At 65.8% G+C, this 21445-nt stretch carries 19 protein-coding genes and 1 tRNA gene; 10 read left to right on the top strand and 10 right to left on the bottom strand.

Going from position 1 to position 21445, the window contains the following annotated elements; genetic code table 11:
* Positions 1–19: 19 nt before the first annotated feature.
* A tRNA-Ile gene (locus ACVW1B_RS24675) sits at positions 20–95 on the bottom strand.
* Between the two features lie 193 nt (positions 96–288).
* Positions 289–1257 carry a Bug family tripartite tricarboxylate transporter substrate binding protein gene (locus ACVW1B_RS24670; RefSeq protein WP_456822318.1) on the bottom strand — a complete coding sequence of 323 codons (969 nt, stop codon included), beginning with the start codon at positions 1255–1257 and terminating at the stop codon, positions 289–291.
* A gap of 119 nt (positions 1258–1376) precedes the next feature.
* Between ACVW1B_RS24670 and ACVW1B_RS24665 the strand changes: the two genes are divergently transcribed.
* Positions 1377–2345, top strand: coding sequence for a TAXI family TRAP transporter solute-binding subunit (locus ACVW1B_RS24665; RefSeq protein WP_456822317.1), 969 nt, complete (start codon positions 1377–1379; stop codon positions 2343–2345).
* A 126-nt stretch (positions 2346–2471) separates the two neighbouring features.
* Here ACVW1B_RS24665 and ACVW1B_RS24660 read toward each other — a convergent pair whose 3' ends face one another.
* On the bottom strand, positions 2472–3683 hold the full coding sequence (locus tag ACVW1B_RS24660; protein ID WP_057014858.1) for an ABC transporter substrate-binding protein: 1212 nt from the start codon (positions 3681–3683) through the stop codon (positions 2472–2474).
* A 185-nt stretch (positions 3684–3868) separates the two neighbouring features.
* Here ACVW1B_RS24660 and ACVW1B_RS24655 point away from each other — a divergent pair, with 185 nt between their 5' ends.
* Both ACVW1B_RS24655 and ACVW1B_RS24650 read left to right on the top strand, forming a co-directional pair.
* Positions 3869–4978, top strand: a complete 1110-nt coding sequence (locus ACVW1B_RS24655; RefSeq protein ID WP_456779526.1) for a molybdopterin-binding protein — start codon at positions 3869–3871, stop codon at positions 4976–4978.
* Positions 4979–4987: 9 nt separating this feature from the next.
* Complete coding sequence (locus ACVW1B_RS24650) at positions 4988–6937, top strand: molybdopterin biosynthesis protein (protein ID WP_456822316.1); 1950 nt, start codon at positions 4988–4990, stop codon at positions 6935–6937.
* A gap of 246 nt (positions 6938–7183) precedes the next feature.
* Here the strand turns inward: ACVW1B_RS24650 and ACVW1B_RS24645 are convergent, their stop codons facing one another.
* The gene (locus tag ACVW1B_RS24645) at positions 7184–9715 is read right to left on the bottom strand and encodes a fused MFS/spermidine synthase (RefSeq protein WP_456822315.1); all 2532 of its coding nucleotides are present in this window, start codon (positions 9713–9715) and stop codon (positions 7184–7186) included.
* Between the two features lie 215 nt (positions 9716–9930).
* A complete protein-coding gene (locus tag ACVW1B_RS24640; RefSeq protein WP_311988559.1) occupies positions 9931–10188 on the bottom strand; it encodes a hypothetical protein in 258 nt (85 codons plus the stop codon).
* A 527-nt stretch (positions 10189–10715) separates the two neighbouring features.
* Here ACVW1B_RS24640 and ACVW1B_RS24635 point away from each other — a divergent pair.
* From ACVW1B_RS24635 to ACVW1B_RS24615, 5 genes are all read left to right on the top strand, one after another.
* The gene (locus ACVW1B_RS24635) at positions 10716–11018 is read left to right on the top strand and encodes a hypothetical protein (RefSeq protein ID WP_456822314.1); all 303 of its coding nucleotides are present in this window, start codon (positions 10716–10718) and stop codon (positions 11016–11018) included.
* A gap of 177 nt (positions 11019–11195) precedes the next feature.
* Positions 11196–11723 carry a molybdopterin-guanine dinucleotide biosynthesis protein B gene (gene mobB, locus ACVW1B_RS24630; protein WP_092085647.1) on the top strand — a complete coding sequence of 176 codons (528 nt, stop codon included), beginning with the start codon at positions 11196–11198 and terminating at the stop codon, positions 11721–11723.
* A gap of 54 nt (positions 11724–11777) precedes the next feature.
* A complete protein-coding gene (locus ACVW1B_RS24625; protein ID WP_253607409.1) occupies positions 11778–12047 on the top strand; it encodes a sulfurtransferase TusA family protein in 270 nt (89 codons plus the stop codon).
* A 325-nt stretch (positions 12048–12372) separates the two neighbouring features.
* Positions 12373–14028, top strand: coding sequence for an OFA family MFS transporter (locus ACVW1B_RS24620; RefSeq protein WP_092085775.1), 1656 nt, complete (start codon positions 12373–12375; stop codon positions 14026–14028).
* Positions 14029–14182: 154 nt separating this feature from the next.
* Complete coding sequence (locus ACVW1B_RS24615; RefSeq protein ID WP_456822313.1) at positions 14183–14431, top strand: hypothetical protein; 249 nt, start codon at positions 14183–14185, stop codon at positions 14429–14431.
* Positions 14432–14512: 81 nt separating this feature from the next.
* On the opposite strand, the gene lon is transcribed toward ACVW1B_RS24615, so the two are convergent.
* Both lon and ACVW1B_RS24605 read right to left on the bottom strand, forming a co-directional pair.
* Positions 14513–16891: an endopeptidase La gene (lon, locus tag ACVW1B_RS24610; protein ID WP_456822312.1), complete on the bottom strand. Its 2379-nt coding sequence runs from the start codon at positions 16889–16891 to the stop codon at positions 14513–14515.
* 11 nt (positions 16892–16902) lie between these two features.
* Positions 16903–17310 (bottom strand): Hsp20/alpha crystallin family protein, encoded by a 408-nt coding sequence (locus ACVW1B_RS24605; RefSeq protein ID WP_028332710.1) that lies wholly within the window; start codon positions 17308–17310, stop codon positions 16903–16905.
* Between the two features lie 263 nt (positions 17311–17573).
* Here ACVW1B_RS24605 and ACVW1B_RS24600 point away from each other — a divergent pair, with 263 nt between their 5' ends.
* Together ACVW1B_RS24600 and ACVW1B_RS24595 are read left to right on the top strand one after the other, a co-directional pair.
* A complete protein-coding gene (locus tag ACVW1B_RS24600; RefSeq protein ID WP_225164560.1) occupies positions 17574–17849 on the top strand; it encodes a hypothetical protein in 276 nt (91 codons plus the stop codon).
* A gap of 1 nt (position 17850) precedes the next feature.
* Positions 17851–18015, top strand: coding sequence for a hypothetical protein (locus ACVW1B_RS24595; protein ID WP_176937025.1), 165 nt, complete (start codon positions 17851–17853; stop codon positions 18013–18015).
* Between the two features lie 217 nt (positions 18016–18232).
* On the opposite strand, the gene ACVW1B_RS24590 is transcribed toward ACVW1B_RS24595, so the two are convergent.
* The 3 genes from ACVW1B_RS24590 to dapA all read right to left on the bottom strand — a co-directional run bounded on the left by ACVW1B_RS24590 (position 18233) and on the right by dapA (position 21444).
* Positions 18233–18994, bottom strand: coding sequence for a slipin family protein (locus ACVW1B_RS24590; protein WP_028332707.1), 762 nt, complete (start codon positions 18992–18994; stop codon positions 18233–18235).
* Positions 18991–20400 carry an NfeD family protein gene (locus tag ACVW1B_RS24585; RefSeq protein ID WP_456779529.1) on the bottom strand — a complete coding sequence of 470 codons (1410 nt, stop codon included), beginning with the start codon at positions 20398–20400 and terminating at the stop codon, positions 18991–18993. Before ACVW1B_RS24585 ends, ACVW1B_RS24590 begins: the two co-directional genes overlap by 4 nt.
* Before the next feature lie 114 nt (positions 20401–20514).
* On the bottom strand, positions 20515–21444 hold the full coding sequence (gene dapA, locus ACVW1B_RS24580; protein WP_456779530.1) for a 4-hydroxy-tetrahydrodipicolinate synthase: 930 nt from the start codon (positions 21442–21444) through the stop codon (positions 20515–20517).
* Position 21445: the final 1 nt, after the last annotated feature.

The raw sequence follows: 21445 nt of genomic DNA, 5'->3' as shown, positions 1-21445 counted from the left end.
GAACTTACAGTTGATTTGCTGGTGGGCCCGGCAGGACTCGAACCTGCAACCAGACCGTTATGAGCGGCCGGCTCTAACCATTGAGCTACAGGCCCCGCCGCCTTGCGGGCCGCGGGGCGCGGCCGGCAACGGTGCGGGCTCCGTTTACAGGCTGACTGCGGTTTCGGCAATGCCGCCCGCACCCCTGTGCCGACGCCGCCGGGCCAGCCACGTCTTGCGGCCGGCATCGCTGGAACAGCGGCCGGCAGCCATCCTGCCTGGCCCTCCGTTTCCCTGGCGACCGGCGCCTCAATCCACCGAGACGCTGGCAAACTCGACGACTTTGCGCCATTTCTCGGTCTCGTCGGCCACCAGCTTGCCGAATTCGGCCGGGGCCATCGGCTTCGGGATGCCGCCGACCTCGGCAAGGCGCGCCACGAGCTTGGGATCCTTCAGCGCTTCGCCGACCGCCGCATTGAGCGCGTCGACGATCTCCGGCGGGGTGCCCTTCGGCGCCGAGATGCCGTAGAAGCCGACCGCCTCGAATCCCGGCACGGTCTCGGCGATCGCCGGCACGTCGGGCACGCTCGCCCAGCGTTTCGGCGAGGTGACGCCGAGCGCGCGGACGTTGCCGCCGCGGGCCTGCTCCAGCGCCGACGGCAGATTGTCGAAGATCAACTGCACCTTGTTGGAGATGATGTCGGGGAAGGCGATCGCGGATCCCCGGTACGGCACATGCAGCATGTCGCACTTGGTCATCGCCTTGAACAGCTCGGCCGACATGTGCACCGAGGTGCCGTTGCCCGACGAGGCATAGGAGATCTTGCCGGGATTGGCCTTGCAGTAGTCGATGAACTCCTGGACGGTCTTCACCGGCATCGCGTTCGACACCACCAGCATGTTGGTGAGCTGCATGATGCTCGCGACCGGGGTGGTATCGCGCAGGAAGTCGAACGGCAGCTTCTTGTAGAGCGAGGTCGAGATCGCGTTGTTGGGTGCGACGAACAGCAGCGTATAGCCGTCAGCGGGCGAGTTGATCGCGGCCGCGGCGGCGATGTTGCCGCCCGATCCGGTGCGGTTCTCGACGATGAATTGCTGGCCGAAATGATCCGACAGCCACTGGCTCATGATGCGGGCGACGATGTCGACCGGACCGCCGGCGGCAAACCCGATCACCCACCGCACCGGGCGGTTCGGATAGTCGGATGCGGATGAGGGGGCAATCGAGGCGAGGCAGCAAATCAAACCAAGCAAAGCGACACGCGCGAACCGGATCATCGTCTCTCCCGTCATTTTCTTGTGACTGTTGCCGGCATCGTTTCACAAAACGCTGGCTTTGCCTACGATGTCGCCCGTGCGACGATAGTCGGGTTCGTGTGGAATGCTTGAGGCTCGGGATGAAATTCGCTGTTATGATGTGCGCCGGCGTGCTGCTGCTCGCGGGCGGGGTGGCGGCGCAAGAGGGGAGCAAGACCATTTCCAAAACCACGATCAGTTTCGCCACGGCGACACCGGGTGGCGGCTTTCCGCTCTATGGCAATGCCTTCGCCGAGGTGATGAATGCGGCGGACGCGACGCTGTCGATCGAGCCGCGCAACACCAAGGGCTCGAATGAGAACATCCCGCTGCTCGAGGCCGGCAACGTCGATATCGCGACCGTGGCCGGCGAGCCGTCCTATGAAGCCTTCATGGGCATCGGCCGGCCGAAGGCCACGAAGCTGAAGATCCTCACCGCGATGTATTCGAGCCCGGGCATGTTCGTGGTGCGGGCCGACAGTCCCTACAAGACGATCCAGGACCTGGTCGGCCAGCCCGTCGCGTTCGGCGCCAAGGGCTCCGGCCTGCCGATCCTGTCGCGCTACATCCTCGACGGCATCGGACTGAAGCAGGACGAGGACTTCAAGTCGATCTATCTCGATCACGCCGGCGACGGGCCCGCGATGGTCGAGGACGGCCGCGCAGCCGCATTGTGGGGCGCCGGCATCGGCTGGCCCGGCTTCACCAAGATGGCCGAGAGCGCCACCGGCGCGCGCTTCATCGCGCCGACCACGGACGAGATCGCCCGCATCCGCGCCAAGCACACTTTCCTCAAGCCGCTGACGATCCCCGCCGGCAGCTATCCGAAGCAGACCGCAGCGATTTCTTCGGTCGGCTCCTGGAGCTACATCCTGGTGCGCGAGACCTTGCCTGACGATGTCGCCTACCGGCTGGCGAAGACGCTGCACGGCATCGAAGCGACCTTCTGCAACAAGCTCGCCCAGGCGTGCGAGACCACGGCGGCGAACACGCTCGCCGCCGCGCCTGATATCAACCTGATCCACCCCGGCGTGCTCAGATATTTCCGCGAGATCGGGGTGGCGAAATGACTTCTGCATGGACGCGCTATCGCGTCTATGCAGAGGTCATTCCGGGACGCGCGAAGCGCGAACCCGGAATCTCGAGATTCCGGGTTCGATGCTGACGCATCGCCCCGGAATGACGACCTTCGGTCGTCATTTCTTCGCCATCGCGCAGGCCGGGTCCGGCGGGCCGAACGCGTCCTCGCCGGAGATCTTGGCCAGGATCTTGTAATAGTCCCACGGATATTTCGACTCGGCCGGGGTCTTGACCTGCACGAGCCAGAGGTCGTGCACCATCAGATTGTCCTCGCGCAGCTTGCCGTTGCGGGCGAAGAAGTCCTCGACCGGCTTCTCGCGCATCTTGGCCGCGACCTTGAGCGGATCGTCGGTGCCGGCATCCTTGATCGCGTTCAGATAGGCGGTCACGGAGGAGTAGACGCCGGCCTGCCACATCGTCGGCATCCGGTTCATCTTGGCGAAATAGCGCTTCGACCACTCGCGGGTCTTGTCGTCCATGTCCCAGTAGAACGAGGTGGTCAGCAGCAGGCCCTGCGCGGCCGACAGCCCGATCGAGTGGATGTCGGTGATCAGCGCCAGCAGCGCGGCCATCTGCTGCCCGCCGGCGAAGACGCCGAACTCGGCGGCGGTCTTGATCTCGTTGGTGTTGTTGGGCGGTCCGCCGGCAATGCCGATGATCTTGGCCTTCGAGGCCTGCGCCTGCAGGATGAAGGACGACAGATCGGGCGTCGCAAACGGCGGCCGCACCGCGCCGAGCACCTTGCCGCCGTTCTTGGTCACGATCGCGGAGGCGTCCTTCTCCAGCGAGTGACCGAACGCATAATCGTCGGTGATGAAGAACCAGCTGTCGCCGCCGCGCTTCACCACCTCCTGCGCGGTGCCGACCGCGAGCGCCCTGGTGTCGAATACCCACTGTATCGCGTAGGGCGAGCAGAACTTGCCGTGGAAATCGGTCGCGCCGGTCGAATGCGTGATGAAAAGCTTCTTTTTCTCGTTGGCCATGTTCTGCACCGCGAGCCCGACCGCCGAGACCGGCACGTCGACGATGAGGTCGACCTGATCGACGTCATACCAGCGTCGCGCGATGGTCGCGCCGATATCCGGCTTGAGCTGGTGATCGCCGACGATCACCGAGATTGGCTTGCCGAGCACCTTGCCGCCGAAATCGTCGACGGCCATCTGCGCGGCGGTGACCGAGCCTTGGCCGGTCGGCGTCGAGGCGGGGCCGTTCATGTCGGTCAGCACGCCGATCTTGACGATGTCGTCGGATACCTGCGCCGATACGCTCGGGGAGGCCAGCAGCGCGGCTGCGAGCGTCCCGAACATGGCTAGTCTGGTGGCCTTCATTCTGTCTCCCTCCTGAATTGGCGCATTGGCCATTATTGGTTGTGCCGGGCCTTCGGGGACCCGGTCATATTGGTTTCTTTTGCAACTATATTGGGGACCGCGTCAACGCGCCATCGGTCTAATGACGCAGCCCCGGTGCGGCGAGAGACAGTTTCTTTCGGGGCCGATTCAGTCCATAGCGAGCCATGGTCACCGCCCAGCGCCTTCCGCCTTCGCTCACCCCGCTCGTTGCGGCACTGGCTGCCGTGCTGCGCGACGTCGGACCGGTCCAGCCGATCGCGTTGCCACCGGCCGACGCCTTGCGCTGCATTGCGGCCGAGATGCCGGCCTTGCGCGCCTATCCGCCGCGCGATGTCGCGGTCAGCGACGGGTGGGCGATGCGCGCCAATGACCTGGTCGGCGCGTCGTCCTATGCGCCGTTGCCGCTGGCCGAACCTCCGGTCTGGGTGGCGGCAGGCGCTGCGATGCCTGATGGCACCGACTGCGTGGTCGATGCCGATGCCGTCGATACCTCCGGTCCGCTTGCGCAGGTGCTCGCCGAAGCAATCCCGGGGCAGGGCGTCAGGCGTGCCGGCAGCGACATCGCCGTTGGGCGCACCGTGATCGCAGCAGGGGAGCCGCTGCTGCCGCGCGGCCTGCTGCTCGCGCGCGCGGCCGGACTGCAGATGTTGCGCGTGCGACGGCCGCGGCTTCGCATCGTCAACGTCGCCAATGGTGAGCTGACCGCACAACTGATCGCTGACACCGCGCGCCTCGCGGGCGCTGAGGTCGTCGGCATCGAGGCGGCACCCGATGTGGCGGCGATTGCAAACGCACTCGAACCAGACGGCTGCGATCTGATGGTCACGATCGGCGGCACCGGCGTTGGTCACACCGATGCCGCGGTGAATGCGCTGGCAACGCGTGGCGCACTGATCGCGCACGGCATTGCCCTGCAACCGGGGCGCACCGCAGCGGTCGGCCGTATCCACACAACGCCGGTCGTCGCCTTGCCGGGCGCGCCGGATCAGGCTTTCGCGGCCTGGTGGGCGATTGCGCTTCCCCTGCTCGACCGCCTGTCGGGCCGGCGCGCGCGCAAAACACTGGCGCTGCCGCTGGAACGCAAGATCGCCTCCGGCGTCGGCGTTGCCGAGGTCGTGCTGCTGATACGCGAGCAAGGTTCCTGGGCGGCGCTTGCGACCGGCGACCTGTCACTCGATGCCATCGTGCGCGCCGAAGCCCTGCTGATCGTGCCCGGCGCTGCCGAGGGCTTCGCTGCGGGCGCGGTTGTCGATGCCTATATGTTGCGGGAGTGAGTTCCCGAGATGAACAACACGTTCACGCCGAAACCCAACCCGTCCGTCGAGCAGGACCAGTTCCTGACCATCCTGTCGCGCGAGGAGGCGCTCGCGCGCTTCGAGGCGGCGCTGTTCCCGCGCCAATTGCCGTCCGAGAAACGGCTGCTCGCCGATGCGCTCGGCCGTGCGCTGGCGGAGGACGTGGTGGCGCCGATCGATGTGCCGCCATTCGATCGCTCCAATGTCGACGGCTTTGCGGTGCGCTCGGCCGATCTGGCGCGCGCCGGCGAGGCCGCGCCGGTGCAGCTCGCGCTGAACGACGAGACGATTTCGTGCGGGACCGCGCCCACCATGCCGGTGCTCCCGGGTACTGCAACCGCGATTGCGACCGGCGGTCCGGTACCGCGCGGCGCTGATGCCATCGTGATGGTCGAGCACACCCAGCCTGCCGGCCACGGCACCATCGAGGTCCGGCGTGCGGCGTCGCCCGGCCAGTTCGTGTCCTATGCCGGCTCCGACATCGCGCGCGGCGAGGCCCTGCTGCGCGCGGGGACGATGATCGGGTCGCGCGAGATCGGCATGCTCGCGGCCTGCGGCATCGCCGAGGTTGCGGTGACGCGCCGTCCGCGCGTCGCGATCCTCTCGACCGGCGACGAACTGGTGCAGCCGGGTGAGAAGCTGCGGCCGGCCGCGATCTACGACACCAATGGTGCGATCGTCACCGCGGCGATTGCCGAGAACGGCGCCGACGCGGCGTTCCTTGGCGCGATCGCCGACAACGAGGCGATGCTCGAGGCCGCGATGCGCAAGGCGCTGGCGGACAGCGACATGCTGGTGCTGTCAGGCGGCACCTCCAAGGGCGCGGGTGACGTCTCGCACCGGATCATCGCTCGCCTCGGCAAGCCCGGCATCATCGCGCATGGCGTGGCGCTGAAGCCAGGCAAGCCGCTGTGCCTTGCGGTGTGCGACGGCAAGCCGGTGGTCATCCTGCCGGGCTTTCCGACCTCGGCGATGTTCACCTTCCACGACATGATCGTGCCGGTGCTGCGCCGGATGGCCGGGCTGCCGCCGCGATCGGATGCCAAGGTGGCGGCGAAGGTGCCGGTGCGCATCGCCTCCGAGCTCGGGCGTACCGAGTTCGTGATGGTGTCGCTGGTCGAGGGCGCCGACGGCCTGATCGCCTATCCCGGCGGCAAGGGCTCGGGCGCGATCACCTCGTTCGCGCAGGCCGACGGCTTCCTGAAGATCGAGGCGCTGGCCGACCAGTTGCCGGCCGGCAGCGAGGCCGAGGTGACGCTGTTCACGCCGCATGTGCGGGTGCCCGATCTCGTCATCATCGGCAGCCATTGCACCGGGCTCGATCTTGTCACGGCGCCGCTGGCGCATGCCGGTCTCGTGGTGCGCTCGATCGCGGTCGGTAGTCTCGGCGGGCTCGCTGCCGCCAAGCGCGGCGAATGCGATCTCGCCCCGATCCATCTGTTCGACGACAAGACCGAGACCTACAACACGCCGTACCTGGCCGACGGGCTCGAACTGGTGCCGGGCTGGCGGCGCATGCAGGGCATCGTGTTTCGCAAGGACGACACGCGCTTTGCCGGCTTGAGCGCAGAGCAGGCGGTGCGCGCCGCGCTCGCCGATCCCGCCTGCCTCATGGTCAACCGCAACCAGGGCGCCGGCACCCGCATCCTGATCGATCGCTTGCTGGCGGGCCGCCGGCCCGACGGTTACTGGAATCAGCCGCGCTCGCACAATGCGGTTGCGGCCGCGGTGGCGCAGCGCCGCGCCGACTGGGGCATGACCATCGCGCCGGTCGCCGATGCGTCGGGACTCGGCTTCATACCGCTCGCCGAAGAGCATTATGACTTGGCATTGGTGACGGCGCGCAAGCAGCGGCCCGCGGTGCAGGCCTTTCTCGACGCACTGGCGTCGGATGAAGGGCGGGCTGCATTGACGAAGGCGGGGTTCAGGCCGGCGTAGCCGGTGTGCCGCTCTGCCGCACCATCACAGCTGTCGTCCCTGCGAAAGCAGGAACCCATACGCCGCGGCGGGTTTTGAGAAACGGGACTGGTCGTTCCAGCATCGCGTAACAATTTGCATTTGTGGTTATGGGTCCCTGCTTTCGCAGGGACGACACTGAGTTTGTTGCGCTAGTTGTGAGTCAAAACATCCGCATTCTCGCGACATTCGGGGACTTCCTGACGCGGTGTGCCGAAGGCACCCTGATCACTCGCTCAGCTTGCGGTCCAGGAAGTCGACGTAGGAATTGTCCGGGTCCAGTTTGACGGCCAGGCGAAGCGCGGCCCGGGCGGCGGACTTGTCGCCGTCGGCCGTGGCCTTGTGCTCGTCCAGGATCGCATTGGCCACCGTGCGCGCGGTGTCGAGACGGGCCTCGTCGATGGAACGGTCGGCAAGATAGGCTTCCACCGGCTCGCGGAGGCGCTTCAGTTCGTCCACGCTGACCGAACCCAGCGGATACCAGTTATAATATTCAAGACGCGGCCGATCATCCGTGAGGCTCGGCACATCTCCGACAAAGGCTGCGAGTTTTTCATCGGCGGCGATGAACGTCGCCAGGAAATCCTCGGGCGAGCCGAGGCCGTTTGCCGTCAGGTCTTCAGCCACCGCGGGCTTCGACATGCGCATGGCGAGCTCGCGCGGATCGATGTTCAACGGTTCATCGGAGGCGATCGCCACGCCTTCCATTCTGGACGGCAGCCACAGCGAGACATGCTTGAACTGGCCCATCATGGCCTTGAGTATCATCTTCGGAAGAATGCCGCGGTTGAAATCCAGCGGCACCCATTGCGCGAGAACGGCGCCGGGACGCATCTTCTGCTTTGCCAGCGCATAGAATTCCTCCGTGTAGAGGTTGATGACGCCGGCATCATGGGGCGGTGGCGGCTCGAGCGTGATGACGTCAAATGTCTCCTTGGTCCCCAGCAGGAAGTGGCGCCCGTCCGCGACGATCTGATGGACCTTGGGATTTTGATAGAATTGCTTGTTGATCGGCACGAAGTGGGGCGCGAATTCGAACACCGTCGATGCCAGATCGACCGCGTCGATGGATTGCAATTCTTCATGGGTGCTCACCGCTCCCACCGTGGTTCCGGTCCCGATGCAAATGACGACAGCCGTTTCAACCGGGCCCTGGTGCAGCAGAACGGGATAGTGCCCCATCGCGGCCATGTAGCGTCTGCCCTCGGGACGGTTGTTGGCATAGCTCTTCGAATTCACCACCAACTGCTGATAGGTGCCCGCCGCCTTCTCGCGATACTCGACCACCGCAAACGTCGCTTGCCGGGTTTCCCGCAACTCGAGCACATTGGCGCCTTCAATCGCGGTCAGGACCCGCTCCAGATAGTGCGGAGTGAAGAGCAGCAGTGCTACGGCGATGACGCTCGCGGCGATCGTCCCCTGCCGCCACAGGCTCCTTTCTCTCAGAAGATCCGGCTGCGACACGGTGGTCGCGACGAACAGCAGGACGTTCACGACAATCAGCGCGGTGAGCGCACCCTGGCTGCCCAGATACGGGATCAGCAGAAAGCCCGCCGCCAGCGAGCCCACGACGCCGCCAATCGTGTTCAAGGCGTAGAGCGTGCCGATCCTGCGGCCCAGCGCGCTCATCTGCATCACGGTCAGCTCGCTGGCCAGGGGAAAGCTGATGCCGATCAGCGTCGTCGGCAGCAACAGGGCGACAGCGCAGACCAGGAAGAATGAAACGTCGCCTCCCAACAGCTCCTGCACCGGGACTGGAAGCAGGCCCGATACGATGGGAGACAGCGCTACTCCCATGGTCCGCGCCTTGCCGAGCATTCCGACGGTCAGCGTGGCTGCAACCGCGATCAGCAGCTGCGTCACGGCGAAGTATCGCAGCAATTGATCCTTGCGGGGGGCGAGCAGCCTGGCGCAGATCAGGGCGCCGATCACGAGCCCCAGCAGGTAAACGCCGAGCATGCCCGAGAACGCGTAGACGCTCGAGGTGCTGACATTGGTCAGGAATCGAAACCAGACCACCTCATAGGCGATCGATACAAAACCGGAGCACGCGAAAATCCAGATCAGGACCGACGTCCTGCCACTCGCGGTCGCGGCGGTTTGCACCGGCGCCTGTGCCGCGACCGGCAAGAGCGGGCTTGCGCCGCGCGCAACGAACAGGGCCACAACGCCGACGCAGACATACAGCGCTGCCGCAACCAGGCTCGATCCCGCGATGCCCCAAAGGCCCATCAGCACAAAGCCGACCGCCAGGGTGCCGATGGCGGCGCCCAGGGTGTTGAACCCGTAGAGCAGACCGATCCGATTGGCGAGGTCGGTTTGTGTGCGGGTCAGGAATCTCACCAGGAAGGGCAGGGTCGCGCCCATCAACATCGTCGGCAGCGACAGGATGGCGAGCGACACGGCGACCATGAGAGGCGGCCGGAATGGCGACTCCAGATCGAGCATCGGTGACAGCCAGCCCACCCATGTCGGCCAATGCGACAGAAACGCGGTGACCGCGAGAGAAACGAGGGCGAGGGCGAGTTCGAGCAACCCGTAAATTTTCAGCGGGCGGCTGACGGTGTCGGCGATCCGGCCTCCCAGGGCGCTGCCCAGCGAGAGACCGAAAAAGAAGCTTGCCACCGTGACGCTGACGGAGACGGTCGCGCTTCCCAGCACGAATTGCAGTTGCTTGAACCAGAGAACCTGCAGGATCAGCGATGCCGCGCCCGATGCCAGAAAGATCGCCGTGACCAGAACCCGGTTTTTCAGGCTCACGGCGTCTCGAACGTCACCACGATTGCGCACTGGACCGCTCTCCCGTTGAACGGAGAACAGGTAAGGCGAATGCTCTTAATATTGCCTTATGGCGGAGCAGCGCTGCGCGGCAGCCGTATCCCATTGAAATTGCTCGTAAAATTGCCGTTTGGCGGATGCTTGCAGGGGGCCGAACGATCGCGCTGTGAGAGGGCCTTTTGCGTTGCGGATCCAGCTCAATGCCGCATCGCCGTCTCCACGAACTCCAGCACGGAGCGCGGGACCTCTTCGTATTCGACGAAACGGCGCCGAAGCTCGTCGGCAATGTCGGTCGTGACGTCGCGCGACCATCCTTCGTTGGTATTGAAGGCCACGATGCGGACCGGACGGCTGTACTGGTCATCCAGCAGGCGGCGGATCAGCGTTTTCCGGTCAGTGCCTTCTTCGTCGGTTTCGCTCCAGGCACGGCCCAGTCGGCCAAAATCGTTCAGCACCAGATAGGTGTCGTGATCGATTGAATGCGGCACAATCGAAGGCGAGCGAGGCATACATAGTCCTCCATGCTGCACATTATCGTGTTCCGATCGCCCTGCGTATCGGAAATTTCGAGGTAAATCCGCTGGATAGCGGGATCGCGCGTGACGTGAGCGGGGGCTGCAACATGCATTGGAGCAAACCGTCCCGTCGCTGGTTATCTCTTGTCACCGACATGGGCCCTGTTGTGGATGTCGGTGGTTGAGCGACCGATGGGGCTCCCACCCGCTCGAGGAGCGGAGCGATGTTAAGAAGGCTTCGTTTTAGGAATACAACGCTGGAAGAAGTGCTGGCAGTCGATACGCAGCGGCCGCGGAAGAGGCTACGGATGCGTGACCAGCCCCCGAGAGAGAGCCGATCGGCAAGGCTGGCCAAGCCGGGGCGGCCTGTCAGTCAACGAAACGACTGACCCTGCGGGATAGCGAGCCGAGCCCAACTTGCGCGGCGGCCCGTGAACGGGTTCGCCGATTGCGGCGACCAATCCATCATGGCATTCGACACCGCCAACTTCCGTAAGATTGCCGCGCTCGTCGCGGCGGCCGGCACCTTGTTCTGGCTCTACACCTTCTACGCCATCGCCCATGTGCCGCCTGGCGACGGTACCGGCTTCCAGTGGCTGGCGGTGTTTCCGCTCGGCCTAGTGTTCGGCCTGTTCTTCCTGCCGGCCTGGCTGCTCGTCGCCATCGGCCGATTGCCGAGATTCACCGCGGCGCTTGGGGTCTGTGGCCTGATCGCGTTCGCGGTGCTGTGGGCGCAGCTGCTGCAGGAGTTTCCGAGGGCAGTCCTCTAGCGCGCCAGCCCATCCTCATCCGCCGGCGAGCCTGGCATGACATTGCTCCAAGGCTGATATAAGCAGCGTTGGGCGCAAGTCGCGGCTTTCCGCCATCACGGCTGGTCCCGGCCATCCATGTCGGGCGGAACCGCGGGCGTGGATACCCAAACGATTGGCATGTCTTCGGAGACGCGTATGAAAGTGATTGGCCTCGCGGGCTGGAGCGGTGCCGGCAAGACCACCCTGCTGTCGCGGGTGATCCCCTGCCTGCTGGGCCGCGGCCTGCGCGTCTCCGTGATCAAGCACGCCCACCATGAATTCGATGTCGACGTGCCCGGCAAGGACTCCTGGGTGCACCGGCAGTCCGGTGCGACCGAGGTGCTGGTGTCGTCGACGCGGCGTTGGGCGCTGATGCACGAGCTGCGCAGCGCCGTTGAGCCGCGGCTGCCGGAGCTGCTCGCCAAGATGGCGCAGGTCGATCTGGTCGTGGTCGAAGGCTTCAAGCGCGAGCCGATCAACAAGATCGAGGTGTACCGCGCCGCCAACGGCAAGCCGCTGCTGTTTCCCGACGACCCGCGCGTGGTCGGGATCGCCAGCGACGTCGCCGTTGCAACCACGCTGCCGGTCGCGCATCTCGACGACATCGAGGACGTTGCCGAATTGATGCTGCGCGCCGCGATCCCCGTCGACGACGTGCTCGCGTCGGCTCCGGCCGAAGGCTGACGTGGACGAGGAGGCGGCGTTGACGATGCCGCGCGGCTTCGCCATGGTCGAACCATGACAACGACGAAGCTCGATCTCACCGGCCTGAAATGCCCGCTGCCGGCGCTGAAGACGCGCAAGGCCCTCCGGAGCGTGACGGCGGGAGATTTCCTCGAGGTGCACTGCACCGATCCGCTTTCGGTGATCGATATCCCGACCCTGATCCAGGAGACCGGCGACAAGGTCGAGATCACCGAACGAAGCGACGCCCGGATCGTTTTTTTGATCGAGAAGATCAATGGAGCGATAGGCAATTCGAATGCTGCGTTGCCGCGTACGCGCTAGATGCAGCTTGATATCTACCTTTTGCCTATCGACACCTATTTTCCATTCTGCGCGAATTGATAATGTCCGCCGGGTTGTGGTGATGGCGTTGTGCTCGAGTGTGGGCGCATCGACGGACAACGACTGGGCCCGTGCCCAGATCACGGGCTGCACGGCCGGGCATATCCGGTCGTATTGGGGGTTAGCATTTCCGGAATGTGCGTGGTTGGTCCCGACGCATTGAGGAAATGTGCGGAGCTGCCGGCTGACGCTGGCCGCAATGGGCTGAGACGGGATCGAAGATGCAGATGCGCCTGTCGTAATGGCGGCTGCAGGGGAGGTGTCAATGACCACAGTGAGCAGCGCCGGACGCGTATCCGCGACAGGCGCAGGTTTCCTCGACAAGGAACATACAATCGCGACCGCCGGCTTCAACCGCTGGCTGGTGCCGCCGGCCGCGCTCTGCATCCATCTGTGCATCGGCATGGCTTACGGCTTCTCGGTGTTCTGGCTGCCGCTGTCGCGCGCGATCGGCCTGACCGCGCCGAAGGCGTGCCCCGACATCTCGCTGGTGCAGGAGCTGTTCACCACCACCTGCGACTGGAAGGTCGCGAGCCTCGGGTGGATGTACACGCTGTTCTTCGTGCTGCTCGGCGTCTCCGCCGCGATCTGGGGCGGCTGGCTCGAGAAGGTCGGTCCGCGCAAGGCCGGCTTCGTCGCGGCGCTGTGCTGGGCCGGCGGTCTCGTGATCGGCGCGCTCGGCGTCTACACGCACCAGCTCTGGCTGATGTGGCTCGGCTCCGGCGTGATCGGCGGCGTCGGCCTCGGCCTCGGCTACATCTCGCCGGTGTCGACGCTGGTGAAATGGTTCCCCGACCGGCGCGGCATGGCGACCGGCATGGCGATCATGGGCTTCGGCGGCGGCGCGATGATCGGCGCCCCGCTCGCCGACAGGCTGATGAACTACTTCAAGACCCCGACCTCGGTCGGCGTCTGGGAGACCTTCCTCGCCATGGGCGCGATCTACTTCGTGTTCATGATGATCGGCGCGTTCCGCTATCGCATCCCGCCGGCCGGCTGGCAGCCCGAAGGCTGGACGCCGCCGACGAAGGCCAACGCGATGATCTCGAGCAAGCACGTCCATCTCGACAACGCGCACAAGACGCCGCAATTCTGGCTGATCTGGTGGGTGCTCTGCCTGAACGTGTCGGCGGGCATCGGCGTGATTGGCATGGCCTCGCCGATGCTGCAGGAGATCTTCGCGGGCAAGCTGATCGGCCTGCCCAATGTCGGCTTCAACCAGCTCGATGCCGGACAGAAGGCGCAGATCGCGGCGATCGCGGCCGGCTTTGCCGGATTGCTGTCGCTGTTCAACATCGGCGGCCGCTTCTTCTGGGCGTCGCTGTCGGACAAGATCGGCCGCAAGAACACCTACTACACGTTCTTCATCCTTGGCATCGCGCTCTACGCGCTGGCGCCGACCTTCGCCGCGATGGGATCGAAGCTGTTGTTCGTGCTCGGCTTCGGCATCATCCTGTCGATGTATGGCGGCGGCTTCGCCACCGTGCCGGCCTATCTCGCCGACATGTTCGGCACCCAGTTCGTCGGCGCCATCCACGGCCGTCTGCTGACGGCTTGGTCGACCGCCGGCATCATCGGTCCTGTCGTGGTGAACTACATCCGCGAGTTCCAGCTTGCCGCCGGCGTGCCGCGGGACCAGCTCTACAACACCACGATGTACATCCTGTGCGCCATGCTGATCGCGGGCCTGATCTGCAACTACCTGATCAAGCCGGTCGATTCGAAATGGCATATGAGCGACGCCGAGGTCGCCAAGCTGCAGGATGCGAGCGCCAGTGCCGCGGCGGCCGGACCGCACGGTTCCTACGGGATCGGGTTCGGCGGGCTCGACGCCAAGGCGGCGCTGTTCTGGCTGTTCGTCGGCATTCCGCTGGCGTGGGGCGTCTACATGACGCTGCTCAGCGCGGTCAAAATCCTCTGATCGCAGTTCATGCCGCGCGCGGGCCATCTGGCATCCTGCGCGCGGCTTGAAAGCGTTTTCGAGCGAAGTGGATGCCGGTTCGCGTGAAGAAGACGCGTCAAACAAGAAGCTCTACGCCGTTCAAATCAACAGATAATCAAGGGACATTTCAGTCATGTTTCGTACCGCAAGCTGTCTTGTGGCCGCCTTGCTTCTCGCCGGCGCGCTGCACACCGCGTCAGCCCAGACCACCGAGGCCAAGCCGTCGAAGGTCAAGCTGACCATGCAGAAGCTGAAGGACATGAAGGCGAAGTGGAAGGCCAACAAGCCAAAGCTGAAGGTCTGCCGCGCCGAGGTGAAGTCGAAGGGCCTGACCGGCGACGACCGCTGGTTCTACATCGAAGAATGCATGGGCAAGAGCTGAGCGGCACCGCTCCGCTATCTGCAACGCAAGAGGGCGTGACGGCGATCGCTGTCACGCCCTCTTGTTGCGTTTGAGACGCGATCACTCCGCGGCGGCGGGCGTCGTCTTGGCGGCCTCCAGCGCTGCTGCGATCGCCTCGTCGACCCGTTCGAGCCAGATGAACTCCAGCTTGGCGCGGGCGCCGGCGGGGATGTCGTCGAAGTCGCGCTTGTTGCGCGCCGGCAGCATCACCCGGGTCAGGCCGGCGGCCGCGGCCGCGACCACCTTCTCCTTGATGCCGCCGACCGGCAGCACCAGGCCGCGCAGCGAGATCTCGCCGGTCATCGCGGTGTCGCTGCGCACCGTGCGGTCGGTCAACAGCGAGGTGAGGGCGGTGAACATCGCAACGCCCGCGCTCGGGCCGTCCTTCGGCGTCGCGCCGGCGGGAACGTGGACGTGGATGTCGCTCTTCTCGAACACGCCGGGATCGATGCCGAGCTGGGAGGCCCGGCTCTTCACCAGGGTCAGTGCGGCCTGCACGCTCTCGCGCATCACCTCGCCGAGCTGGCCGGTGAGGATCAACGCGCCGCGGCCCGGCGTGCGCGACGCCTCGATGAACAGGATGTCGCCGCCGACCGGGGTCCAGGCCAGCCCGGTGGCAACGCCCGGGATGCTGGTGCGCATCGCGATCTCGTTCTCGAACCTCGGCTGGCCGAGCAGCGAGACGATGTCCTTCGGCGCGATGGTGACGTGGCTGGTGCTGCCCTCGGCGATCTGCACCGCGACGTTGCGCAGCACCTTGCCGATCTCGCGCTCCAGGTTGCGCACGCCGGCCTCGCGGGTGTAGCTGCGGATGATCAGCCGCAGCGCATCCGGATCGATCTCGACCTGCTCGGCCTTGATGCCGTTGGCCTCGAGCTGGCGGCGGACCAGATAGCGCTTGGCGATCTCGAGCTTCTCGTCCTCGGTGTAGCCGGCGAGACTGATCAGCTCCATGCGGTCGAGCAGCGGGCCGGGGACGCCGTCGAGCATGTTGGCGGTGGCGATGAAGACGACGCGCGAGAGGTCGAACGGCACGCCGAGATAATTGTCGCGGAAGGTGCCGTTCTGCTCGGGGTCGAGCACTTCGAGCATCGCGGCCGACGGATCGCCCTGGATGCCACGGCCCATCTTGTCGATCTCGTCCAGCATCATCACGCAATTGCGCGCGCCGGCCTTCTTGATCGCCTGGATGATGTTGCCGGGCAGCGCCCCGATATAGGTGCGGCGATGGCCGCGGATCTCGGCCTCGTCATGCACGCCGCCGAGCGAGACGCGGACGAATGGCCGCGCCATCGCGCGCGCGATCGATTGGCCGAGCGACGTCTTGCCGACGCCGGGCGGCCCGAGGAAGCACAGGATCGGCGCCTTGCCGCCGGGCGCGAGCTTGCGCACCGCGAGATATTCGATGATGCGGCTCTTGATCTTCTCGAGGCCATAATGGTCCTGGTCGAGGATCTTGCGCGCCTCCGCGATGTCGATCGGCTTCTCCTCCGGAATGCTCCAGGGCAGGTCGATCAGCCAGTCGAGATAGCTGCGCACCATGCCGGACTCGGCCGCGGCCTCCGGCATCCGCTCGTAGCGGCGCAGTTCCTTCTGCGCCTGGCTTTCGGCCTCCGGCGGCATCTTGGCCTCGACGATCGCCTTGGTCAGCTCGGCGACTTCCGCGGCCTTGCCGTCGCCTTCGCCGAGCTGGCGCTGGATCGTCGCCATCTGCTCGCGCAGGATCGCCTCGCGCTGCCGCTCGTCGAACACGGCCTTGGTCTTCTGCCCGATCTCCTGGCTCAGCCGCAGCACCTCGATGCGCTCGGCGAGGTGACGCGACACCTTGTCCATCCGCGCCACGAGATCGATGGTTTCCAGGATGTCCTGCTTCTCCGACGGCTTGATGTCCATGTAGGACGTCGCAAGGTCGGCAAGGGTTGCCGGCGAGGTGGTGCCCTGCAGCGCGGCGATCAGCTCCTGCGGCACCTGCGGCAGCAATTGCGCGGCCTCCAGCGCCTGGCGCTGCAGATTGAGGAAGCGCGCCTCGATCTCGGGCGAGGTGGTGGTCGGCTCCGGGATTTGCAGCACGCGGGCCGCGAGGAACGGCGTGCCCGGCAGATAGTCGAGCACGCGCATGCGCTGCACGCCCTGGCAGACCAGATGGTGGGTGTCGTCGGCGCCGGTGATGTAGCGCACGATGTTGGCTGTGGTGCCGACGCGGTAAAGCCCGTCGGGGCCGGGATCGTTGGTCTCGGGATCGCGCTGCAGCAGGATGCCGATCGGCCGCTGCTCGCGTACCGCCTGCTGGGCCGCGGCAATCGACGTCGCGCGGGCGATCGTGATCGGAATGATGACATCCGGAAACAGCACGGTGTTGCGCACCGGGACGATGATCAGCGCGTCGCTCGGGATCGGCGTCGAAGTCGATGCTGGGCTTGAAACGTCTGAGGCAGCCATGTCGAAATCCTTTAGCTCGACTTTCCGAGCCGCAGGCCGACGCAACCATGCGCGGCAAAGCGGCTGATGGTGTAGCGGCCGGTCGGCAGCGCGATGCGGCGCTCGAACCGGCCCTGCGGCAGTTCGAGGCGCAGGATGCGGGCGTTGCGGAGTTCAGGGGGCAGGGTGCGGCGGCCGGAGATCACCAGCGTGCCGCCGTCGAGCGCGGCCTCGACCTCGTCGGGATCGACCCCCGGCAACGCGACCAGGATCAGGATTTCATCCTCGGTCTCGATCACGTCGGTCGGCGGTTCCCAGCTCGGCTCGGTGCTTCCCGCGCGCGGGTGCAAATTGAGGAAGCTCTGGTGCAACCGTTCGGCGCGGGCGAGCGCCTCGATCGCATCCGACAGCATCCAGTTGATCTGATCCTTGGGCCGCATGGGCACTCTCCACGTCGCATTGGGAGGCGAGGTTAGCGGTCTTGCCGCCGACCGTAAACCGGCCCCTCGCGCGGCTGATCGAGGGTAAAATTGTCCGAAATCTCGCGATTTGCGGCATGACCGCGATGCACGGACCGCAGCCGGACGCTTATGCTGCGGCTATGTGACAGGGCCGCGGCTGCTCTCGAATTCCTACGGCCTTCCACGCATCTTTTGCCGTGATGCGGCGCGCTCGCGCGCGCCGCCAAACGGGAAGGTGGCACATGACCTTGCTCCATTACCACGATGCCCGGCCGCACGGTTCGGCCGGCGCCATGCCCTTGATGCTGCGGCGAACCGTCAGGCGGATCGGCCTCGTCTTCAGGACTGTTCACCGCGCGATCGCCGCCGCCAAGATTCATCGGCTCCGCAATGAGCTGCTGCTGCATCGCGGCCACGAGGATTGGGCGCGGACCAACCTCAACGTCGGCATGCTCGGCGGCGACGCCGAGAGATATCCACGGGCGCCGGTCGTGCTCGGCGAGAAATGGGACTACTGAGATGCGCACAGTTTCGTTCATCGCTGCCCTGCCGCGCCGCGCCGCAGAAGGGCTGCTCGCATTCCTCGCCTGGATCGGCGAGGAGCCGATCAGCGGCTACCGGCCCGAGGCGCATTACATGCGCGGTCCAGGACCTGCGTGGCGGGCCAAGCATCGCGGGCGTTAAGCCCCGAACCCATCCGCGTCATTGCGAGGAGCATGGCGACGAAGCAATCCATATCTCCGCATGTGGCGCGATGGATTGCTTCGCGGAGCCTGTCATCGGGCGCGCGTTCGCGCGACCCGTTGGCTCGCAGTGACGTGCAGAGGCCGCGGCGCCTACGAGACCCACGATCCCGAGCGCGCCGACCTTGAGCGACCGTCGTTTCTGCTCCCAAACCAGTTCACGTCGCTTCACGTCGCGGCGCCAGATGATCGAGCAGGTTCATCGGCAGCGGGAACACCACGGTCGAGGAGCGCTCGCCGGCAATGTCGTGCAGCGCCGCGAAGTAGCGCAGCTGCATCGCTTGCGGCTCCTGGGCGAGGATCCGGCCGGCCTCGACCAGCTTCTCGGCGGCCTGCTGCTCGCCCATCGCGTTGATCACCTTGGCGCGCCGCAGCCGCTCCGCCTCGGCCTGCTTGGCGATCGCCCGCACCATCGTCTCATTGAGATCGATATCCTTGATCTCGACCCCGGTGACCTTGATGCCCCAGACGTCGGTCTGCCTGTCGAGGGTCTCCTGGATATCGGCGTTCAGCTTGTCGCGCTCCGCCAGCATCTCGTCGAGCTCGTGCTTGCCGAGCACCGAGCGCAGCGTGGTCTGCGCAAGCTGGCTGGTCGCAGCCATGTAGTCGCTGACCTTGATGATGGCGCGCTCGGGATCGACGATGCGGAAGTAGAGCACGGCGTTGACCTTGACCGAGACGTTGTCGCGCGAAATCACGTCCTGCGGCGGCACCACCTGCACCACCACCCTGAGATCGACCTTCACCAGCTGCTGCACCACCGGAATCAGGATGATGAGCCCCGGGCCCTTCACCCCGGTGAAACGGCCGAGCGTGAAGATGACGCCGCGCTCGTATTCGCGCAGCACGCGCACGGCCTGGGTCAGGAATACGATGATCAGCAGCGCGATCGCCGCATAGGTGAAATAATCAAGCATCATGCCTTACCTCCTTCGCCGGGAGAGGCCGGCGTGCGCCGTACCACCAGCGTCAAATCGATGATGTTGGCGACCTCGACCGTGTCTCCCGCCGTGAATGTCTCGGTGCTGCGCGCTTGCCAGCGTTCGCCGTTGGTGAAGACGTGACCCGTGGTCTCGGACCAGTCGAGCACCTCGGCCGATAGCCCGCGCATGGCTTGCGCACCGATCCGCACCGGGCCCTTGCGCGCGCGGCGGAGCGCGCCGAGCACGACGAGAATGAGCCCGGTGAACATCGCGGCGACGATGCCGATGACCGGCCATGACAGCCGGTATCCGGGCGCCTCGATCCGAAACAGCATGGCTGCTCCAAGCACGAAGGCGACGATTCCTCCGAGGCCGATCACGACGGTCGGGTTGAAGGCTTCGATTGCGAGCAGCGCGATCCCGACCAGCATCAGGGCGAAGCCCGCGTAGTTGATCGGCAGCATGTTGAGTGCGTACAGACCGAGCAGCAGGCAGATCGTCCCGACAACCCCGGGCGCCACGGCACCGGGCGACATGAACTCGAAGATCAGGCCGTAGATGCCGACCATCAGGAGAATGAATGCGATGTTGGGGTCGGTGATGACCGCAAGCGCGCGCGCGATCCAGGTGGGATCGATGGCCTCGATCGCGGTGTCCCTTGTCGCCAGGCGTTGCGTCTTGCCGCCGGGAAGCTCAATGGTCCGGCCATCGACCTGCCTGAGCAGGTCGGCCGGGTCGCGCGCGGTGAGATCAATGACGTTGGCCTGCAGCGCGGCGTTGGCGGAGAGGGTGGCGGCATCGCGGACCGCCTTCTCGGCCCAGTCGGCATTGCGGCCACGCAATTCGGCGAGGCTGCGGATGAAGGCAACGGCATCATTCGTCACCTTCGCCGTCATGGCATCCTTGGTTTCGGACGGATGGCCGCCGTCCTTCTGGTCCTTGCCGCCCTTGTCCGGAGTGCTGCCCGGCAGCCCCGGTATCGGGCCGCCGATCTGCACCGGCGTCGCGGCGCCGATATTGGTGCCGGGCGCCATGGCCGCGAGATGGGTCGCATAGAGGATATAGGTCCCGGCGCTCGCGGCATGGGCGCCGGATGGCGCAACGTAGCCGACCACGGGAACGGGCGAGGCCAGCACGTCGGCGATGATCTCACGCATGCTGGTGCTGAGGCCGCCCGGCGTATTCAAACGCAGGATAACAACCTCGGCGTGGCGCTCGGCGGCCTTGGCCAGGCCGTCCTTGACGTAGCTGGCCGCTGCCGGCCCGATTGCCCCGTCGATTGAAATGGTCAGGGCAAGATGGCTGTTGTCCGCGGCCGGACCGGGACGGATGGAGATAACCAGAGCGACCAGGACGGTCGCAACAACGAGGGCCGCCTTGAAGGTGGTGTGCACGGCAAGCACTCCCTTGCCGTGGATATGGGGCGCCGTTTCGGAACCTCAAGTTGGCGCCGTGTCACGGGCACCGTGTGCTGATCGCATTGTGCATTGCGATGGGTCATGTCGGGTCGGCAAATCTCAATGCGCGGCTGCGAGGTACTCGTCGGCAAGCTCAGCCATCGCCTGCGAGACCTCGGCCTTTGCCGACCCGTTCAATTGCACGATCGGCAGCCGCGTCGTCGGCGGCATGAATCCCAGAAGCGCCAGCGCGAACTTCAATGCGGCGGGATGCTCGCGCTCCAGCAAGGTCGCAAGCGGCACCAGCCGCTGGTGCAACTCCCGCGCCTGATACAACCGTCCCTCGCGGAAATGCCTGTGAACGGCCACGTACAGATCGGGCGCGACGTTCGTCACGACCGAGATGCAGCCATCGCCACCGGCGGCGAGCCAGGCCAGCGAGGAGGCGTCGTCGCCGGTCAGCATCCGGAATGCCGCCGGCAGGCGTGAGCGCAGGCGCGCCAGCCGGGCAACGTCACCGCTGCCGTCGCGCAAACCCACGAAGCGTGGCGATGCGGCGAGCTCGAGCAGGGTCTCGTCGGCAAGGCCCTTCACCGTGCGCGACGGAATGTCGTGCAGGATGACAGGCAGCGTGGTGGCCGCGGCGACCGCGTGGAAATGCGCCGCAGTGCCCCGTGGCATCGGCTTGTTGTAATAGGGTACGACCGACATGACGGCATCGGCGCCGCCCGCTTCCGCGGCCCGGGTGAATGTGACGGCGCGATCGGTCGCGTTCGATCCGGCGCCGGCGATGATGCGAACCCGCTTGCGCGCGACGCCGGCCGCGATCCGGACCAGCTGCGCACGTTCCGCGGGCTCCAGCGTCGCGCTTTCACCTGCGGTCTCGCCGACCACCAGCGCGGTGGCGCCGGCCGCGATCTGGCGCTCGCACAGCCGGCCGAACGCCTCCGCGTCGATCTCGCTCCGATGGTTGAAGGGGGTCGGAAGATCGGGGATGAAGCCCGACAGCCATCCGGCCGTGTCGGCTTTCGCAGCCGTTTGCCAGGTCATG

This window comes from Bradyrhizobium sp. USDA 4502, assembly GCF_054063355.1.
This window is presented reverse-complemented; position numbering and strand designations above follow the sequence as displayed.

What these genes read in the sequence shown, in the direction of transcription:
- ACVW1B_RS24600 (WP_225164560.1), top strand. Translation starts at nt 17,574, where the DNA reads ATGACCTTGCTCCATTACCACGATGCCCGGCCGCACGGTTCGGCCGGC.
- ACVW1B_RS24620 (WP_092085775.1), top strand. Translation starts at nt 12,373, where the DNA reads ATGACCACAGTGAGCAGCGCCGGACGCGTATCCGCGACAGGCGCAGGT.
- mobB (WP_092085647.1), top strand. Translation starts at nt 11,196, where the DNA reads ATGAAAGTGATTGGCCTCGCGGGCTGGAGCGGTGCCGGCAAGACCACC.
- ACVW1B_RS24635 (WP_456822314.1), top strand. Translation starts at nt 10,716, where the DNA reads ATGGCATTCGACACCGCCAACTTCCGTAAGATTGCCGCGCTCGTCGCG.
- ACVW1B_RS24665 (WP_456822317.1), top strand. Translation starts at nt 1,377, where the DNA reads ATGAAATTCGCTGTTATGATGTGCGCCGGCGTGCTGCTGCTCGCGGGC.
- ACVW1B_RS24590 (WP_028332707.1), bottom strand. Translation starts at nt 18,994, where the DNA reads ATGATGCTTGATTATTTCACCTATGCGGCGATCGCGCTGCTGATCATC.
- ACVW1B_RS24625 (WP_253607409.1), top strand. Translation starts at nt 11,778, where the DNA reads ATGACAACGACGAAGCTCGATCTCACCGGCCTGAAATGCCCGCTGCCG.
- ACVW1B_RS24660 (WP_057014858.1), bottom strand. Translation starts at nt 3,683, where the DNA reads ATGAAGGCCACCAGACTAGCCATGTTCGGGACGCTCGCAGCCGCGCTG.
- dapA (WP_456779530.1), bottom strand. Translation starts at nt 21,444, where the DNA reads ATGACCTGGCAAACGGCTGCGAAAGCCGACACGGCCGGATGGCTGTCG.
- ACVW1B_RS24615 (WP_456822313.1), top strand. Translation starts at nt 14,183, where the DNA reads ATGTTTCGTACCGCAAGCTGTCTTGTGGCCGCCTTGCTTCTCGCCGGC.
- lon (WP_456822312.1), bottom strand. Translation starts at nt 16,891, where the DNA reads ATGGCTGCCTCAGACGTTTCAAGCCCAGCATCGACTTCGACGCCGATC.
- ACVW1B_RS24650 (WP_456822316.1), top strand. Translation starts at nt 4,988, where the DNA reads ATGAACAACACGTTCACGCCGAAACCCAACCCGTCCGTCGAGCAGGAC.
- ACVW1B_RS24605 (WP_028332710.1), bottom strand. Translation starts at nt 17,310, where the DNA reads ATGCGGCCCAAGGATCAGATCAACTGGATGCTGTCGGATGCGATCGAG.
- ACVW1B_RS24670 (WP_456822318.1), bottom strand. Translation starts at nt 1,257, where the DNA reads ATGATCCGGTTCGCGCGTGTCGCTTTGCTTGGTTTGATTTGCTGCCTC.
- ACVW1B_RS24595 (WP_176937025.1), top strand. Translation starts at nt 17,851, where the DNA reads ATGCGCACAGTTTCGTTCATCGCTGCCCTGCCGCGCCGCGCCGCAGAA.
- ACVW1B_RS24655 (WP_456779526.1), top strand. Translation starts at nt 3,869, where the DNA reads ATGGTCACCGCCCAGCGCCTTCCGCCTTCGCTCACCCCGCTCGTTGCG.